This is a genomic window from Sphingobacterium sp., assembly GCF_039596235.1.
GTDB lineage: Bacteria > Bacteroidota > Bacteroidia > Sphingobacteriales > Sphingobacteriaceae > Sphingobacterium.
The window spans coordinates 225212-242268 of sequence record NZ_JBCNKE010000007.1; the positions used below are offsets into that span (position 1 = coordinate 225212).

Annotated in this window: 14 protein-coding genes; 4 read left to right on the top strand and 10 right to left on the bottom strand. The window is 42.6% G+C overall.

The window, feature by feature from the left end; all coding sequences use genetic code 11:
- Positions 1–11: 11 nt before the first annotated feature.
- From ABDW32_RS15640 to ABDW32_RS15665, 6 genes are all read right to left on the bottom strand, one after another.
- Positions 12–596 (bottom strand): Crp/Fnr family transcriptional regulator, encoded by a 585-nt coding sequence (locus ABDW32_RS15640; protein ID WP_343563996.1) that lies wholly within the window; start codon positions 594–596, stop codon positions 12–14.
- Between the two features lie 284 nt (positions 597–880).
- Complete coding sequence (locus tag ABDW32_RS15645; RefSeq protein WP_343563998.1) at positions 881–2641, bottom strand: RagB/SusD family nutrient uptake outer membrane protein; 1761 nt, start codon at positions 2639–2641, stop codon at positions 881–883.
- A gap of 11 nt (positions 2642–2652) precedes the next feature.
- Positions 2653–5907, bottom strand: coding sequence for a TonB-dependent receptor (locus ABDW32_RS15650; protein WP_343564000.1), 3255 nt, complete (start codon positions 5905–5907; stop codon positions 2653–2655).
- 291 nt (positions 5908–6198) lie between these two features.
- The gene (locus ABDW32_RS15655; protein WP_343564002.1) at positions 6199–6708 is read right to left on the bottom strand and encodes a thioredoxin domain-containing protein; all 510 of its coding nucleotides are present in this window, start codon (positions 6706–6708) and stop codon (positions 6199–6201) included.
- A 7-nt stretch (positions 6709–6715) separates the two neighbouring features.
- Positions 6716–7171: a redoxin domain-containing protein gene (locus ABDW32_RS15660; RefSeq protein ID WP_077438449.1), complete on the bottom strand. Its 456-nt coding sequence runs from the start codon at positions 7169–7171 to the stop codon at positions 6716–6718.
- 185 nt (positions 7172–7356) lie between these two features.
- The gene (locus ABDW32_RS15665) at positions 7357–7908 is read right to left on the bottom strand and encodes an antibiotic biosynthesis monooxygenase (protein ID WP_175992117.1); all 552 of its coding nucleotides are present in this window, start codon (positions 7906–7908) and stop codon (positions 7357–7359) included.
- A gap of 230 nt (positions 7909–8138) precedes the next feature.
- Between ABDW32_RS15665 and ABDW32_RS15670 the strand changes: the two genes are divergently transcribed.
- On the top strand, positions 8139–8990 hold the full coding sequence (locus ABDW32_RS15670; RefSeq protein WP_343564006.1) for an SDR family NAD(P)-dependent oxidoreductase: 852 nt from the start codon (positions 8139–8141) through the stop codon (positions 8988–8990).
- Between the two features lie 68 nt (positions 8991–9058).
- Entirely contained in the window at positions 9059–9973 is a 915-nt protein-coding gene (locus ABDW32_RS15675; protein WP_343564008.1) for a helix-turn-helix transcriptional regulator, read from the top strand.
- 49 nt (positions 9974–10022) lie between these two features.
- Here ABDW32_RS15675 and ABDW32_RS15680 read toward each other — a convergent pair whose 3' ends face one another.
- Together ABDW32_RS15680 and ABDW32_RS15685 are read right to left on the bottom strand one after the other, a co-directional pair.
- Entirely contained in the window at positions 10023–10550 is a 528-nt protein-coding gene (locus tag ABDW32_RS15680; protein WP_343564010.1) for a hypothetical protein, read from the bottom strand.
- Between the two features lie 94 nt (positions 10551–10644).
- Positions 10645–12042: a Fic family protein gene (locus tag ABDW32_RS15685; protein WP_343564012.1), complete on the bottom strand. Its 1398-nt coding sequence runs from the start codon at positions 12040–12042 to the stop codon at positions 10645–10647.
- 441 nt (positions 12043–12483) lie between these two features.
- Between ABDW32_RS15685 and ABDW32_RS15690 the strand changes: the two genes are divergently transcribed.
- Positions 12484–14364 (top strand): RagB/SusD family nutrient uptake outer membrane protein, encoded by a 1881-nt coding sequence (locus ABDW32_RS15690; RefSeq protein ID WP_343564014.1) that lies wholly within the window; start codon positions 12484–12486, stop codon positions 14362–14364.
- A 128-nt stretch (positions 14365–14492) separates the two neighbouring features.
- On the opposite strand, the gene ABDW32_RS15695 is transcribed toward ABDW32_RS15690, so the two are convergent.
- Positions 14493–15089 (bottom strand): hypothetical protein, encoded by a 597-nt coding sequence (locus ABDW32_RS15695; protein WP_343564016.1) that lies wholly within the window; start codon positions 15087–15089, stop codon positions 14493–14495.
- Between the two features lie 137 nt (positions 15090–15226).
- Positions 15227–16249: a hypothetical protein gene (locus ABDW32_RS15700; RefSeq protein WP_343564018.1), complete on the bottom strand. Its 1023-nt coding sequence runs from the start codon at positions 16247–16249 to the stop codon at positions 15227–15229.
- Between the two features lie 349 nt (positions 16250–16598).
- Here ABDW32_RS15700 and ABDW32_RS15705 point away from each other — a divergent pair, with 349 nt between their 5' ends.
- Positions 16599–17045 (top strand): Hsp20/alpha crystallin family protein, encoded by a 447-nt coding sequence (locus ABDW32_RS15705; protein WP_343564020.1) that lies wholly within the window; start codon positions 16599–16601, stop codon positions 17043–17045.
- Positions 17046–17057 lie beyond the last annotated feature (12 nt).

A 17057-nucleotide genomic window follows, 5' to 3' on the forward strand; every position in this document is an offset into this window, starting at 1 on the left:
AGTGTTGACAACTATTTTTTTGCCGCGAGCCGCTTGCGGATGATGCTGACAAATTCAGGCGAAACACCGAGGTAAGACGCGATATAATATTGCGGTACCCGTTGTGATATGGTTGGGTACAATTCAATAAATTCAAGATAGCGATCAGCAGCTGGTTTGGCCATGGTATGGATCAGCCTATTTTGCAGTACCGCAAGCCTACGTTGTACCAACATACGAAACACGCGTTCAAACTTCGGCACCGTCTCCAGCAATTTTTCTTTCGTCTCCGGTGTCAGCATCAGGAATTCACATTCTTCCAAGGTTTCCATATACAGGCTGGAGGGTGAATGATAATGAAAGGAAGCGATATCACTGATCCACCAGTCTTCGACCGCAAAGGCCAAAGTCACCTCAAAACCGTTTTCGTCAAGATAATAAATACGTACACAGCCTTTCTGAAGGTATCCTTCAAACTGACAGACTTCTCCTTCCTGCAGGAGCATCGTTTTCTTGGGTTCCTTCCTCATGGTCAGCAGGCTAGTGAAGCGTTCGATTTCTTCATCCGTCAGCGTGATGCACTTTGATACATTCTTGAGGATATTTTCGTATAGCATATTATTGCGTTAAATCTAATTATTTTCGTGTAAAATATAACCCAAATGAGCTATGATTTGAGCTGAAGAAAACAGCATCCTGATATCAGCATGATATTAGGTACTGCATTCGCTATTTTCACAGCAGCAAGTTAACGATAAATGTAAATATAAAGCATACAGTCCACAAGCGCCAGCATGAAATTCTCCTCGTCCTATTTATCATACTTTTATTCCAGTACAGGTTCTACAACATAAAAAAGCACCTCATTACGAGATGCTTTTTATGGTAACCAAAAAGACGCTTATTTTGTCCAACCTGGGTTTTGAGCAAGATTGGGATTCTTGACAATCGCAGTAGCAGGTATTGGATAAAGGTATTGTTTATCTTCCCAGCTTCTTGGCACAGCCTTATACCATTCGAGGTGATTATCCGTTGTCATCGTCTGGAAATTTTTGCTCCCGCCGCCGATCGCAACTTTAGCTACCCCACTTGGTGCTGTAATGGACGAAGCCGGCTTACTACCATCATAGAAAATTACATCCGGTTTGCCATCGTGATCCAAGTCCATCAGTTTTTCCAGTGTTGGTACATAGATCCCGGTCCAGGAAAGGTTCGCCATCAGAGAGCCCAGTTTCCACCTTTTCAAATCATTGAAACGGAAACCCTCCAATGCCAGCTCAACCTGCCTTTCACGGCGTATTTCCAATAACACAGGATCATTGATATCAGGGAAGAATGTATTTTTCAAATAGCTGTCCACCTTGGTCGGCAGGCTATTGTTTCCTGAAGTAATTCCTGCTCTTGCGCGCAAGGCACCAATGGTCTTGGTCCAATCCGTTAGGTCCAACAGGCCAAGTTCCTGTCTTGCCTCTGCGTAGTTCAGTAAAATTTCAGCATACCGCATCAGGGGAACTGCATTGGTGTTATAAGCGCCATTGTCGTAGTAAGGGTCATCCAAGGTGTATTTGATCGGTTGATAACCCGTATAGGTATAACTGGCAAAATTTGGAGGGGCAGCCTCACCCGCGCGTTTATATCCTGGTGTACGGATCAGTTGCGCTAACCGATAGTCACGGTTTTGACATTCTTCATAAAATTCTTCCGTCTGATAACCTGGACGATCCGTATAAGGTGTTCCGTCAAGGTTCAGAATACTGTTAATAAAGGGTCTTACCAGACTCAGTCGAGGCCCATAGGTCGCCGAAGTCCACCACCAGTTGGCATCGTTCATCAGGGCCTGATCTTTACTGAAAGCAAGCCCCAGCATGACCTCCTGCTTCACCGGTTGGTTGCTCACAAATAATTGACGCTGCGACATCTTGGGATCGTTCGCTACATACAGACTATATGGGCCTGTTTCCATCAGGATTTTTCCGGCGTCAGCGGCCATTTTAAAGAAATCTGCCGCTGTTGTCGCCAGGTTCAATTTGTGGTATTTTCTAAATGTACCTTCAAATAATGCTACACGTGTCTTTAGCCCCAATGCCGTCCATTTATTGATCAGGGTGCCATCAGCGCCATCACCGGTAATGTTTGCATAGGCAAAATCCAAATCTTCCATAATATGTTTCATTACGAGCTCACGCGAATCCCTCGGTGCGAGGAGGATATCCTTCTCATCGACGGTCAAGGGATGATCTACCCAGGGTACATCACCAAAGCGGACCACCTTATCGTAATAAAACCAAGCCCTAAAGAAACGGGCTATACCGATATAATTGTTTTTGACTGCATCGCTCAATTGCGGACTTGTGCATTTGGCAATCATCTGATTGATATTGCGTAAAGCTGTCCAGCTCCAGCCAGTACTGATTTCGGCAGAGTATGCACCTTTTACCATGAAGTCGTTCAAGCTGTTTACCGCAGCATAATCAGCCATAGCGTCCCCCTTAAAGGCATCACTTCTAGAGGTAATATCGCGGTAAAAGGAATTGCTATAATTTTTCAGGCCATTCTCCGTTCCGAAAATATCCTCTTCGGTTGCCGATGCTTTAGGCAGCTCGTTCAATTCACATGAACTGAATAAGAGCGCTATGATAGGTATAAATAAGATCTTTTTCATTTTGAATACAATTATAATCCAATCGATAAATTAAAACTGATGCTCTTCATCACGGGATAGTTAAACCCGTCACCACTATTGGAATCACTTATATCCGGGTCAGACTTCATAAGGTTGCCCACGTCGAGATCCTTTGTTTTTTTGTATAAAGGTGACCAGGTCCATAAATTCTCACCGGACAATCCCGCACGCAGGCTACTGATTTTAAGCTTAGTCGTGACAGATTTTGGGAAATTATAGCCAATCTGGATATTTTTCATGCGGATATAGGCAATATTTTGCAGGTATCGTGTCTGCGGTGTTGCCTTAATGGATTCATTGTAACCTGCATAACGCGGAAAATAGCCATTGGGATTATCCTCTGTCCAATAGTTATTGAGGTGCCATTCGGGCAGATTATTGTACGGCCTATTGTACTGTCCCCAAAAGATGGACTCGTTGCTCGGATACCAGTTCTGCTTTCCTACACCCTGGAAAAAGGTAGAGAAATAGACATTTTTCCAGTCCATATTGATATTGAAACTGTAGATATAACGTGGTTCGTAGTTGCCAATAATGGTTTTGTCACCATGGTTATTGATTGTATTGGTTCCATAGTCGATAACGCCATCGCCATTGAGATCCGCGAAGCGCACATCACCAGGGTAGATAATTCCGGAATTGGAGGATTTGATGACTTTTTGTGTTGGCGCAGCATCGATTTCCGCCTGATTTTGGAAAAGCCCCTGAGTGACATACCCCCAGATCTCACCGAGCCGCTGCCCTTCATAGTAGCGATCCGTTTGATAGCGGTCAGTCTGTAGCAGACCAGCCTTATTTTCATAGCGGTCTATGTCCGATCGATAGTCTGCCAAAGTCGCTTTTACCGACCAGTTAAATGGGCTATTGTTCCAGTCGAAACGGTCTTTATAGGCAATACTCAGTTCATAGCCTTTTGTTGTCATATCCGCATAGTTACCTTTTGGCGACTGTGCCCCGAAGATATCCGGCAGCTCCACGCTGAAGGTATACATATTCAAAGTCTTGCGCTGGTAAAGATCGCCTGTAAAGGTCAACTTTCCGTTTAGTGATGAAAAATCCACTCCAAAATTGGCGGTGCGGGCAGTTTCCCAGGTTAAGTTATCAGGGATAACCTTAGGTACCGAGGTATAGGAAGGTTTCTGTCCGTTCAAAAGGCGGTCCATGATCCTGATCTCATAGAGATCCATATAGGTATAAGGATCCACATTACCATTTCCCAGTGAACCGTAAGAAGCCCGGAATTTCAGGTCAGAAATAATCCTTTTGTCAACGGTAAAGAAGGGTTCCTCAGAAATGCGCCAGCCCGCAGAAGCAGAAGGGAAAAATGCCCATTGCTGGTTGGTTGGAAATTTGGAAGAACCATCGTAGCGCCCATTGAATTCAAATAAATACCGATCCTTGAAAATATAATTGGCGCGCATAAATACACCAACATTGCGATACTTATTATAACCAGCGGTAGCGGTTGTATTTTGCCCGAGAGCCAGATTGATATTATCCACATTTTCGGTCAATAAGCCCGTTTTCGTGATATAGGAAGAATTATAGACACGTTGTTCGTAATTATAGCCCAGCAAACCTTTGACATAGTGATCACCTATTGTTTTTTCGTATTCGCCGTACAGATTTCCAAACAGATATTTCCAGTTTTGGTCCACCTGGTAAATATTATTGTTCATATCTGTTTCCAGCTTCAGCATCTTACCCTCCTGCGTACTATAAGGGACGGGTACGCGTACACGGATCGAGTTAAAATCGCGGTTTCTAAAAGTCAGATCCCCTTTGATGCGCAAGCTGTTGTTCAGGAATTTGGTTTCAAAAGAGGTGGTATTACGAAGATCCCGGTTTTCAGTTTCCGTTCTATTTTTACCATAAATAAAATCCCCAACGGAATAGGCTGCCGAAAAACTCAATGATCCATCGGGATTGAATATCGGTGAAGATGGGTGGCCCTCATCTGCAATATTACGCCAGATATTTCCCCCCTCACCGGCTGTAGTCGGGTCGCGGTATTTCGCATAGTTATAGTCAATGTTATTGGCGATACGCAACCAATCATTTACCTGCAGACCGGCTTTTGCCCTTGTGTTGTAAGTTTTGTATTTATCACTATTATAACGGTACATACCATTGTAGCCATAGGCACGTCCGGAAAGGTAGTAATCCAGTTTTTCGGTATTGCCACTGACAGACAGGTTATGATCCTGCACAAAGGTGTTGTCCTTGATCAGGACATCGTAATAGTCCTCATTACCATAATAAACGTAATTTCCTTTATCATCCACCGTCACTTCATCCGTAATTCCCTGCTCTTTGCGACGTTTGAACTCGTTGAGCCAATCCGTTGTAAAGATCTGCGTTTTGTTCAGTTTACTTGGGATAGACGAATAGTTATTCCAGGCATTATAGGCCGTAAAGAAATGTGATGCATACTCGTAGCCATCCGTTACGAATTTGGGTCTTGCAATCGGCTTTTGAAATGATCCGCTTCCGGAATAATTGATGGAAGATTTTCCGGACTTAGCTCTTTTGGTCGTTATCAGTACCACCCCGAAAGTTCCCCTTGCGCCATAAATTGCTGCGGAGGAAGCATCTTTCAATACGGAGACATTTTCGATATCGTTTGGATTGAGTGAAGCGGGGTCCCCTTCGACACCATCGATCAAAATCAGGGCACTTCCCCCCTGTCCGATCGAAGTGGCACCACGGATGTTAAAACTCGGTGCGCGATTGGGTTTACCATCCGCTGGGACAATGTTTAAGTTAGGCACAACACCCTGTAACATCTGACTGGCATTTGCAAGTACGCGGCCCTCAAATACTTCCGACCCTACCTGATCGACTGCGCCCGTCAGGTTAGCTTTCTTCTGGGTACCATAACCTACAACGACTACCTCTTCCAATTCGGTATCCTTGGACTCCATTACAATTTGTAACTGATCGGAATTGATGGTCAGCACCAGTTCATTGTACCCCACTTGGGTCAGCTTAAGTTTTTGGCCGATAGCAGCCTCCAGGTTAAACTTTCCTGCGGCATCAGTAGATGTTGTTTTCTGGGTGGATAAATTGGTGATGGTCACTCCGGGCATAGCTGCACCGTTTTTGTCTTTTACCACACCTTTTACGGTAGACTGGACTGCAATAGCTTGCGTCTCTCTGTTCAATTTGGCATAATTACGCTCTACATTTGCCCAGGTGGGATATGAGAGACCCAACGCCATACTGATTAGTAATGTTTTCTGCATTTTTAGTCTGGTTTAGAATTCAGCTCCAAAGTTGGCGCTTTCACTTGGTTTATAATTTACCTTAATATTAAGAAATATTTAATTAATAACCATACCCTTCCGAACTAAACAGGTTTAGCAGACCTATACTTAATAGAAATTTAACTTATAAACAATACAAATCACATAAGCAATCAAAGAGCTTCCCTCGACTTCGAAGGTCAAATGCCTTTGCTACCAAAACAACGATATTTCGTTATTTGCTTACCAGTTTGTAGCTTTATGGTTCTCCAATGGGCAGGATTATACCAATCAATTTTCATGTAGCATCTGAACAAGACCTTCCGCGCCGCCGTCAAATTTTTGACCATTAACAAAAAATGTAGGCGTTCCATTGACACCGCTCATCATGCCGCTTTCAAAATCTCCTTCCACTTTTTCCTCCAGACTTTCTTTTTGCATATCGCTCTTAAATTGATCGACATCCAAATTTAGCCGTTCGGCAAGGTCCATAAAGAAACGTGTGCTTAGGCTCTGCTGGTTATCATAGATCGCATCGTGCATCTCCCAAAATTTCCCTTGTAGTGCTGCAGCTTCCGCGGCAAGCGCCGCCGGACGTGCATATTCATGCATTTCTGAAAGCGGAAAATTGCGGAATACAAATCTGATCTGGGATCCCAATTCAGCCATCATCTCTTTCAATATCGGATGTGCAGCCCCGCAATGTGGGCATTGATAATCGCCATATTCGACGATCGTTAAATCCGCACTGCTATTTCCTTGGATATGATCCCTAGCGCTAACTTTTGGTTTTAATGACATAATTTCGCTATTTAAGATTTTCTAATGCTTCTATGATACCATCCGCGCCTGGATTTACTGCTGTTGGCGACAAGTAGCTCCATTGGATAACACCCTCTTTATCAATCACGAAAAGTGCGCGCTTACATTCGCCTTCATCCTCATCATATACCCCGTATTTTCTGGCTACCTCACCCTTCGCTTCAAAATCCGCAAGCAGCGGAAAATGTAATTTTCTGGACTGTGCAAAGGCCATATGGCACCATTTGCTATCTACCGATATACCCATAATCTCGGCATCATATTTCTTAAAATATTTTAGCATTTCATTATAAAGGGCCATCTGGTCACTGCATACTGGGCTCCAGTCAGCAGGATAAAAAGCAAGGATCACATTATACCCTTTAAATTCGGACAATTTGATTTTCTGATCGGGCGTCGCATACAAAGTAAAATCCGGTGCAACATCGTTTTTCTGTAACATACAAACGTATTTAAATTTAACCATTATCCAGAGCCTCAATTCGGTTTAACCGATTCTCACCAAAGACTCTTCCTATAAAACAAAGTATTGTAATGGAAAAATTGTTTTATTTACTTCACGAACGATTAAAATTGCCTTCTTTAGTGCCTTATCAGCTCTCTCTAAGTTGTCAACCGAACAGTTGATTATTTATTTAACCATTTGCGAATGAGTTTGGTATAATTAGGCATTACCAGATAAACCATTAGAAAAACGATACAACCTGAGATCAGCAATCCATCGGACATACGATTTTGAGAAATATGAAAATACCGGAGAACAGGTAGCAGGATCATAGGCATAACCAATGATAAGGGGTAAATGGCAGACCATGTAACAAGATATTGCTTCCAGCGTCGGGGTATCTTATTTACCTGCTCTGGCGTTTCAAAAAGAAACTCTAGACCTGACTTGATCTGATAACGGTCCTGCTTTCGAAATAAGGGGCTGGCCTGTTCAATCATTCTTTTGCGCGTATCGGACTCCATCCAGATTTTTAGGTTGTCCACTGTATCAAACCTGATAATTACAGTATAGACAAATGTTAAATTGGGGATAGGTCGAATGACCTGGAGATCAATAAACCCTTTCGCATGTTTCGTGAGCGGCACAATTTCCGCTAGCCACTGGTCGTATTCGAGTTGCTTGTCATCCAAAATGTGATGTGTTATTACGACAGACGCGCCCTGGTTTTCCATAATTATCGTTTGTTTAAATTGCACATTCTTATCAAGTGGTCATCCACTTCCTGGCTTTCTTTTTTCTCCACTCGTTGATAAGGTGAAATAAGGATTACACTTCGAAAATACAATTATCGTTAAAAACATCAAAACCACGATTTGACTACAAGATGCGTCGATCTGCCTACATCCAAAACACCGCAATTCATCACTTTTGTAACATCAATTTATTTTAAACTAAAAACACAATGAAATCACAAAAAGTATGGTTTGTTACCGGTGCTTCAAAAGGACTTGGTTTAAACTTGGTAAAGGAACTGTTGGCACAAGGTTATCATGTTGTCGCAACTTCACGAACAAAACGCGCACTGGAAGATAAAATCGGTGAGAACGAAAATTTTCTTCCACTCGAAGTAGACATCACCGACAATGCAGATGTCAGCCGGGCAGTACTGTCGGCGATTGATTATTTCGGGCGTATCGATGTCCTCGTCAACAACGCAGGATACGGGCAAACAGGCGCTATTGAGGAACTCAGCGATTCAGAAACACGGCGCAATTTTGACGTGAATGTCTTTGGCTCACTCAATGCTATCCGACATATCGCGCCTCATATGCGTCATCAACAATCGGGTCATATTTTCAATATTGCGTCCATTGGTGGTCTTGCAGGTAATTTCCCAGGTTTTGGGATCTATTGCTCCACAAAATTTGCCGTAGCAGGATTTACTGAAGCGCTTGCAGTCGAAATGCAACCCTTCGGTGTACACACAACCTTGGTTTACCCGGGCTATTTCAGGACGGATTTTTTATCCGACGGATCTATACAAACTGCAGCCAATCCTATCCCGGCTTACGTCACTGCGAGGGAAAATGAGACCGCACATCTTCAGCAAATCCATGGCAATCAGGCAAACGATCCGAAGAAAGCTGCTACTTTACTGATTGAGCTAAGTACATTGGAGCATCCACCAGTACATTTTTTAATGGGTGAAGATGCCTATACGCTCGCCAAAAATAAAATCGATACCTTGACTGCCGAGATTGAAAAATGGAAAAGTTATACCGTATCCACAGGATTTGAACAGCCCGTTAAATAGCTGGAAAAAAGTAAATGGTATAAAAAGAACAGGCAACATAAAAAAAGAAAATAAGTAAATTTACATCTATGGAGAATACATTTCGCTTTCATTCCCTTTCGGAATTTCATCGCTTTTGTGGACTGCCCCAGCCAGAACATCCATTGATTAGTCTGGTCGACTATAGTCAGGTGCATTACCCTGTCATTGATACCAAGTTAAATTGGATCCAGCATTTTTACTCCATCGGGTTAAAGCGAAATGTAAACGCCAAATTTAATTATGGGCAGCAACAATATGATTTTGATTCGGGGGTGCTCACCTTTGTGTCCCCCTTACAGTTTCTAAAAGTGGAGATCAATCAGGAGGTCCAAACTGAACCCAGTGGCTGGCTCCTCCTGATACATCCTGATTTTTTGTGGAACAGCGAACTGGCAAAGCATATCCATACCTACGATTTCTTTCAATATGAAGTCAACGAAGCCCTTTTTCTTTCAGATAAAGAGGAAGCAATTATTGTGGATATTCTTCAGAACATCGAAAAAGAGTATCAGTCCAATATCGATAAATTCAGCCGCGAACTGATCCTCAAGCAGATCGAACGTTTGCTTATCTATGCTGAGCGATTTTATGAGCGTCAATTTATCACGCGAAAAAAATCCACTCAGGAACTTGTAACCCGATTTGAACAGCTCCTTTCAGCACAGTTTGACCGGGACAAACTGCTGGATAAAGGCGTCCCGACGGTCAGTTTTCTAGCGCAACAGCTCAACCTATCCCCCAATTATCTGGGCAGCGTTCTCCGCGTTTACACGCAACAAAATACCCAGCAGCATATCCAGCATAAAATGATTGAATATGCCAAAGTACGCCTAAGCACCAGCTCCCTTTCTATCAGCGAAATTGCTTATGAACTTGGTTTTGAACATCCACAATCTTTCAGTAAGGTATTTAAGAAAACCACCCAACAGAGTCCTCTTGAATTCAGGCAACTATTTCAATAAACTCCCGCTTTCAAAGGCACGAATTTTATTATTTTGCCCCTCAACAATATTAGTCCGCTGTGTAATACCCCTTCACGCCGATACCGATTGTCCAGAAGAATTTGGACTTTTCCAGATCTTCGAGTAGCATATCCACATTATCTTCGTACTCGCCCTCAGCCTTTATGGCTTCGATATCTTCCTGGATATCCTCTTCGGTCATCTGTCGCCAAACCCCGACTGAGCTATTCAGAAAAGCGTAACAGTACCCCGCTTCGGAATCGTCTACAGGGCCATTGTTCTTTTCACTTAGGATATTGAGCAGTTCCTCAGCCTCTACTTTAAATGGGTTAAGTCCATAGATACTGATCTCGGTTTTTTCTGGTGTGGGGCCATTGATGCTTTCGATAAATTCAAGTTGCCCAAAATCATCGAAATCTAGCCGCAATTCAAGCTCATCGTAATAATATTGGCCATCCAACGCATCTGAAGGTGGCCCGAGGATAGTTTGTACCTCCGCCTGTGCCATGCCCAAAGACACCGATCCTATATCTTCAATGTGTATTCCGACGAGCGGAATAAGTTCGATCTTTTTCATAAATACCAAGCTCGTTTGTGTTTATATTATACAGAACAAGAACTGTTACACTAAAGTTAGGTAAAAATTATAAAGCAAACCAAGTGAGGGAATATCATCCCCACTTCCACACTTGCTGCCATTTTTCAAATTCGGATGGTCTGACACGAAAACGGGCAAAATTCCCTTCGTGCAGCGACAGCAATTCCATATCCACTACAGCTACAAATTTCTCCCGGTCGCTTTCGGCAATGCGCTCAGCATACCGGGCAATAGCGCTAACAGCCTGTGGATGTGCCATAGCAGCAAGAATGACTTCTCTGATCAGTTCCCGGATATCATCGCGATAACGCATCCGCCATAAATCGGGCTCCCCAAGAGATTGTTTGATGGCGGCATAACGCAGAGCCGAACGCTCATAGGACCAAATAAAAACATCTCTTAACAGGTCAATACGATTGAGTTCGTAGACTCCGAGCAATCCCTTAACATACAATTCTTCGGGTACATCCACAAAGGCCAATGGCGACAGATTATGTTTGTTGAAAGGGATGTTTGCTGCCAGACGGGAGACGCGTTTATTGACGTCATCAAAAGGCTGCAGATACGGCAGATGTACCATGATAAAGAAGGCCTGCTCGAATGGATCATCAATGGCCAGGGCTTTACTTAGTAGTGTTCTGAACAAATCATCAAGGAGCTGAGGTATAGCCAATGGCGTAAAAACTGATCTTGTGATACCAACTCCAAATGTACGCAGCCGACCGGCAGCAGCGGGATCCGGCAGCAGATTATCGGCTAATAGCGCGTGTAGATTGGTAATCGTGTAAATATTGAAATCGATCTCCTCCCCCCCCTGTACAAGAAATTCAATGGCCTCCTTGTGATTTAGAATCATCTGTGCATCCGCATCATTCTTCTGCTCAGCCTTTTTACCTAAAGAAATCAGATACTGGGTATCCAATAGACTATAGGTATTTCCTTCTAGCCGGCTGGAATTCCACGAAAGATCGATCAGCAGCCGTTCAAGTACCGATCTCGCATATGTTCCTGCTGGTTGATTGGGGGTATTTGTCTGGCCGATCGCAGCAAGCTTCCGTTTTTCGTCCTCAGTTAGATAACTATCAATATTGGGCCGGTAGTTCAGCAGAAAATCAGCCTTATAGCCGACCGGCATCCGTTCGGCCAACGGCCGACCAACAAATTTCTCAATTTCCTTTCCTTTAAAAGACAGTGAAATCTCCGTTGACTTTTCAAATGGAAATGCGGATTCTTCAAGAACAGCATTTTCTTCCATTGGGGATGAAAGATGATAAAGCGTGGAACGCATGTTGCCGGAAAGATATACAGCGCCCTCCACTTTCAATTTCTCCAGCCGCCTTTGCAATGATCTCGTCTCAATAAGCAATCCGGATGCTTCCTTGATCTCCTTCAATGAAGCTCCATCCTTAAATTTGCCTAAAGTTTGTAAAATCCTATTGATCTGCTGTTCGATTTCCCGTTGTTTTCCCATGACACAGTTTCGTTATTTGCGACAGTTATTACGACAAAAATATTTAAAAAATGTCGCAATTCGGAACAATAATGACATTTACCACTAATTTTTGTCGCAATAAAAATGTATTGCGACAAAAAAAGCCTCCATCGGGAGGCTCTCTTATATATTATTTGGTGGTTTTTCTAACGGTCATCATGGGATATCGCTTCCTTGTTACCGTTAAGTCGATACACTTCGCTATTGTAACAGATATTATGCCAAATATTCATATTACAGTTATAATTAACATATTAATCCATTATTTTATAAAAAATAGCGATCAGCCAAGCTAATCTTATACACTTTTGTGTAAGATTCTTCTCAAAACAAAATACATGATACATTTTTCGTATCTTATGGGTTGATGAGGTTGGGACAATTTTCCACCTTTTCGATTTCCCATATTAAATTAATCTTATGACATTGCGCTTTATTCGGTTAGAACCTATATTCCTATTATTGATCAGTCTTGTCGGGATCAGTTCCTGTTCGAAATCTGTAGATCCTCCCCCGATAGAAAAAAGCATTTCTCTTTCCGGAACTGCTGAGAAAGGTCCATTTGGTAAAGGAGGAAGTTTAACCATACTGGAATTAGACAATCAGTTAAAGCCTACTGGAGCTACCTTTACAACAGAAATAATCGATGATAAAGGCAGTTTTGAGCTTCAGAATATCCCGTTGAAAAGTGACTTTATTCAGGTCATTATAGACGGAAGTTATTTTGACGAAATCACAGGGCGTCAGTCTACCGCTCCGATAAAGCTAAGTTCCTTTGTCAATATCCGGGATAAAAAACAGTTCAATTTAAATCTATTAGGCCAGTTGGAGCAGAAACGCGTACAATACCTGGTTCAAGCCCAAAAACTCGATTTCAATACCGCTAAAAAGCAGGCCATTGCCGAAGTATACAAAGCCCTTTTTGTCGGGACTGCGCCACAGCAAGTTGCTGAAAGTATCAGCCTGAGTGACGGTAGCGATCATGCCGCTGTACTGCTAGGTGTATCAGCAGCACTTTTAAAAGCCAGTGAATCAGATCATGTCAAGCTGGCCGCACTGATCCAAACAATTGCTGATGATCTGAAAGTGGACGGTAAACTATCCGAACCGTTAAGCAATATTTTCAAAAATAACCTCAGTCGCTTAAATACCGATCTCCTTATTTTTAACATCAGAAAACATTATATGGATAACGGTCTCGAGCTAAAAGATTTTAAGATTCAGGAGCAATTCGCTGTAAGAATAGTGGGTGAAATTATCGAAAATAGCTATTTCAAAACACTTGAAGATTTTCAGGCTTTCAACAATACTATCCGTTTGGATATGGTCAGGCTTTCTGAACAATATTTTATACTCGAGGGCCTCTATGCAGGAACACTTTCCAACACGACTTCGGAGAACTACATGCAATTTTATCGTCATCGGGTATCAACTTCCAATCCGCTCAATTCGGATCTTTATGACAGTTACTACAGACTGATCCGCAAGATAAACCTCCTTATTGATGAATCCCGCAAAACCAAGGTAATGGAGGCACAACAGTTTCAGTATACCGGTTATACCTATCTTGCCCTACTTTACGATCAGATGATCAACCTATGGGGAGACCCGATTTTTGTACATCCTGACAACTATAAAGAAGTAGAGAAAAATCCGGCGATAGCACGGAGCAAAACTGAAGATGTCAGGACTGAGCTGATCAATGTACTAAAAACAGCAGTCCCCAAATTGACACAAGCAGACTACGGGCTTGGAGCTACTGTGCTAGCCCGGCTTCTCCGTGATCAGGGCCTATATGCTGAGGCAAGAGTCCAGTTGGACCATCTTATACAATCCGGCTTATACAGCTTGGCTGCTCCCTTTAAAGTTCATAGTTCGCTGATTCCCGAGGGGATATTGAGCTGGGATTTTGAGGCTGTGGGCAGCATTCCCCGGAATGAGAACGCGGCCTGGTATTCCAAAGGTCGCATTCATCATATCGTTCGTTATTCGGAGGTGATATTAATAAGCAGTGAAGTAGATTACCATCTCGGAAATACGTTGAACTCGCTGCAGCAGTTTAATCAAATCCGCAAAAGAAATGGTTCTACGGAACTGATGACATCTGGTTTTTCGGTATGGCTTGCTATCGCGGATGTTTACGGCCAGGACATGAAAAATGAAGGCCAGTATTTTGCTGCACTCAAACGCGTACAGCGAGCGGAACTTGAGCTTTCTATCGATAAAAATAGATTATTACTACCGATTCCGGAAAGACAATTGGCTCAAAACTCGATGTTGGCTCAAAACCCTGGTTATTAGTTCATCGAACCCATATCGCGGCTGCAGCAGGCACTCGAACAATGCCCCAAAGAATACAGCATTTACAATTCGTTTTTTACCTGACGTATTGTAAATGGCAGCCCTGACGGGCGGAGCCATGCAACGATCTAGGTTTTTATTTTGGGATCGATCCAGAACATCGTAGCCTCTGTATGGCTAAAAAACTCCATGGGTGTCAGGTGGCAATCCATGGTATCCTGCAATCCTCCATCCGTGTAGCTAACCACTTCTTCGGAGGGAATCACCATTCCGGTCAGGATCGCATCCTCGTCAAGACAATTTAAATCGGACAACAGCACATTAATATGGTTAGCTACTACCCATTGCTCCAGTTCCTCTTTGTTTACCTGCCGTACACGTCCGGCAAGAAATTTCGCTTCCTCCACTTCTTTTTCGACGCTATTCGGGTAAAATAAGCGTAAAAAGGCTTCGTATTTATCAAATGACTTCAACCGGATGGCCTCATTGCGCAGAAACTGTTTCTCACCCAATTGCCCGTATTCCTGAGCATATTTGCGCAATTCGATCTGCTGCAATTCATGATCGCTACATTTCGCCAGTTCGGATAAAGCATAGACGTCTGTTCCGTGCCCATCGTGGTTATTCAAATATTCCCAGATATCGCCCGGAACGACTTTAGGTCTCTTATGTTCCAGGACATTATATCCTTCTGCAATCCATTGTTCTATTTGTTCCCTTCTCATCGCATTACCTTTTTTTAAAATCTTCAAAAATCTATACGCTTTCCAGGCTCGACTCGATTTAAATTCAATAGCAGCGTTGCCCTGTGCTAATTGAACAAGTGCACAAGGAGGAAAGTTTTCCAAATAAACGTTCTATTTTAATTATCTACACGCTTAGGCATACTTTCAGGCATCATCTTCACATCTTTCTGTTCTTTAAAATCCTGTGTCTTCAATTCCATTACCCCACCATCAATGTGGTAAAGACAGCGATAGGATTTTGAAAAAATAAATCGGAAGTACCTTGCCGACCCCGCAGCTCGGGCAAAATTCTTGGGGTCACCGAAGAAAGAATCTGATCCCGCATATTTCTCTGGCATGGTTTCGAGTGCCCTGCCCATATTATCTTTGTCCGCCCATTCAAAACTATTCGCATAAAAGTTGATTTCGGATTTATAATTATTGTACCTGCTCTGATAAATATGCGCCTTTTTCTTTGGATCAGTATAGGTCACTTTAAAATGTATGTCATCCACGAATTCAATCTTGTAGGCGGTCTTTTCCCTACTAAGTATCAGTCGCATATCATTGTACTCCGAACTTGATGATGACCGCTCATATTTAGCCGAAAAATACCAGGTCGTATTTTGGAACGGATAGGTAGCCGTAATCGGAAAGGCGCAATTGTCCGAAGAAAATGAAAATTTCTGCCCTTTATCATAGCGCAGTAGGAATTTAATGTCACGAAACCGCTTATTGTTTATGACCGTATCCTCCATGATTATAAACTGGATCAATGGATTTTTAAACGTGGCTTGGTAAGTATGAGCGTCGGTCTGTTCTAGCTTAGGCTGATACTCCTGCAATCGCTCCTTAAAAATTTTTAGGTCAGCAACCGTACGATAGGTTAATAACACTTCATTCTTGTCGTCATCCTTTCGGGTGGACAACATAACCTGTTCTTTATTCTGCTTATTTATATAAAGCGTATCATTTATCCGCTCAAATCCAGCAGCGGGTAGATAGATCGGATTTAATATGGCAACCTCATTTTTTGATATACCCTCGTCGGTATAGAGATGGACGAAATTCATCGGGTAGAATTTTTGTGCAAATAAACGATTGCCCATACAAGATATAAATACCAGGAGGCACAGCAACGTAACTATTTTTCTGTTCATTTTCTTTTATGATCTATTTGAGCATAAAGGTAGGAATAGTTAGTATATCGGTAAGACGGCTTTAATATCCGTACAGGATCGCTTACAATTCGCTATCCCCCACAAAATATTGTCAACGGTAGATTTAAACTCGCAAAAGGGCCGCGAGCAAACCAGGGGACCTAATGATCAATGTCAAGAACCACCTGAATGTAATCTGGCAATACTGTCAATTTATCAGTAAAAATTGACAGTCTATGTGCAAAAAATTCAGTTTTTTAAGCTCGGTATTTTTTTTGCGGGATATTTTATACAGTCGGCCGACTGATAGATTGAATTTATTGTTATACTTCATTAAAAGGAGGTTACTATGAAACTTGCAAAAAGAAATTGGAACAATTTTTCACTTTTTTCGCCCATGTTTGATAATTTTAACCGTGAACTTTTAAACTGGGACAACAGAAATTATTCATCCACAAGCACCACGGTGCCTGCGGTCAATATCAAGGAAAACGGTGATACTTTTGAAGTTGAAGTTGCAGCACCGGGCATGGCCAAAGAGGACTTCAAGGTTTCGCTCGACGGCAACCTATTGACCATATCCTCTGCCAAAGAGGAAAAAAACGAAGAACAAACAGATAACTATACCCGTCGCGAGTTCAGCTACCAGTCCTTCCAGCGTAGCTTTGAACTTCAAAAAGATGTGGTCGATCAGGACAATATCCAGGCGCGCTACGAAAACGGTATGCTGCGATTGACGATACCAAAAAAAGAGGAAGCCAAACAAAAAGAACCGCGGCTTATCGAAATATCCTAAAGATCCAAATAG

Coding starts and splice junctions, on each gene's coding strand:
- ABDW32_RS15640 (WP_343563996.1), bottom strand. CDS start 596: ATGCTATACGAAAATATCCTCAAGAATGTATCAAAGTGCATCACGCTG.
- ABDW32_RS15675 (WP_343564008.1), top strand. CDS start 9,059: ATGGAGAATACATTTCGCTTTCATTCCCTTTCGGAATTTCATCGCTTT.
- ABDW32_RS15680 (WP_343564010.1), bottom strand. CDS start 10,550: ATGAAAAAGATCGAACTTATTCCGCTCGTCGGAATACACATTGAAGAT.
- ABDW32_RS15660 (WP_077438449.1), bottom strand. CDS start 7,171: ATGTTACAGAAAAACGATGTTGCACCGGATTTTACTTTGTATGCGACG.
- ABDW32_RS15665 (WP_175992117.1), bottom strand. CDS start 7,908: ATGGAAAACCAGGGCGCGTCTGTCGTAATAACACATCACATTTTGGAT.
- ABDW32_RS15685 (WP_343564012.1), bottom strand. CDS start 12,042: ATGGGAAAACAACGGGAAATCGAACAGCAGATCAATAGGATTTTACAA.
- ABDW32_RS15690 (WP_343564014.1), top strand. CDS start 12,484: ATGACATTGCGCTTTATTCGGTTAGAACCTATATTCCTATTATTGATC.
- ABDW32_RS15650 (WP_343564000.1), bottom strand. CDS start 5,907: ATGCAGAAAACATTACTAATCAGTATGGCGTTGGGTCTCTCATATCCC.
- ABDW32_RS15670 (WP_343564006.1), top strand. CDS start 8,139: ATGAAATCACAAAAAGTATGGTTTGTTACCGGTGCTTCAAAAGGACTT.
- ABDW32_RS15695 (WP_343564016.1), bottom strand. CDS start 15,089: ATGAGAAGGGAACAAATAGAACAATGGATTGCAGAAGGATATAATGTC.
- ABDW32_RS15655 (WP_343564002.1), bottom strand. CDS start 6,708: ATGTCATTAAAACCAAAAGTTAGCGCTAGGGATCATATCCAAGGAAAT.
- ABDW32_RS15700 (WP_343564018.1), bottom strand. CDS start 16,249: ATGAACAGAAAAATAGTTACGTTGCTGTGCCTCCTGGTATTTATATCT.
- ABDW32_RS15705 (WP_343564020.1), top strand. CDS start 16,599: ATGAAACTTGCAAAAAGAAATTGGAACAATTTTTCACTTTTTTCGCCC.
- ABDW32_RS15645 (WP_343563998.1), bottom strand. CDS start 2,641: ATGAAAAAGATCTTATTTATACCTATCATAGCGCTCTTATTCAGTTCA.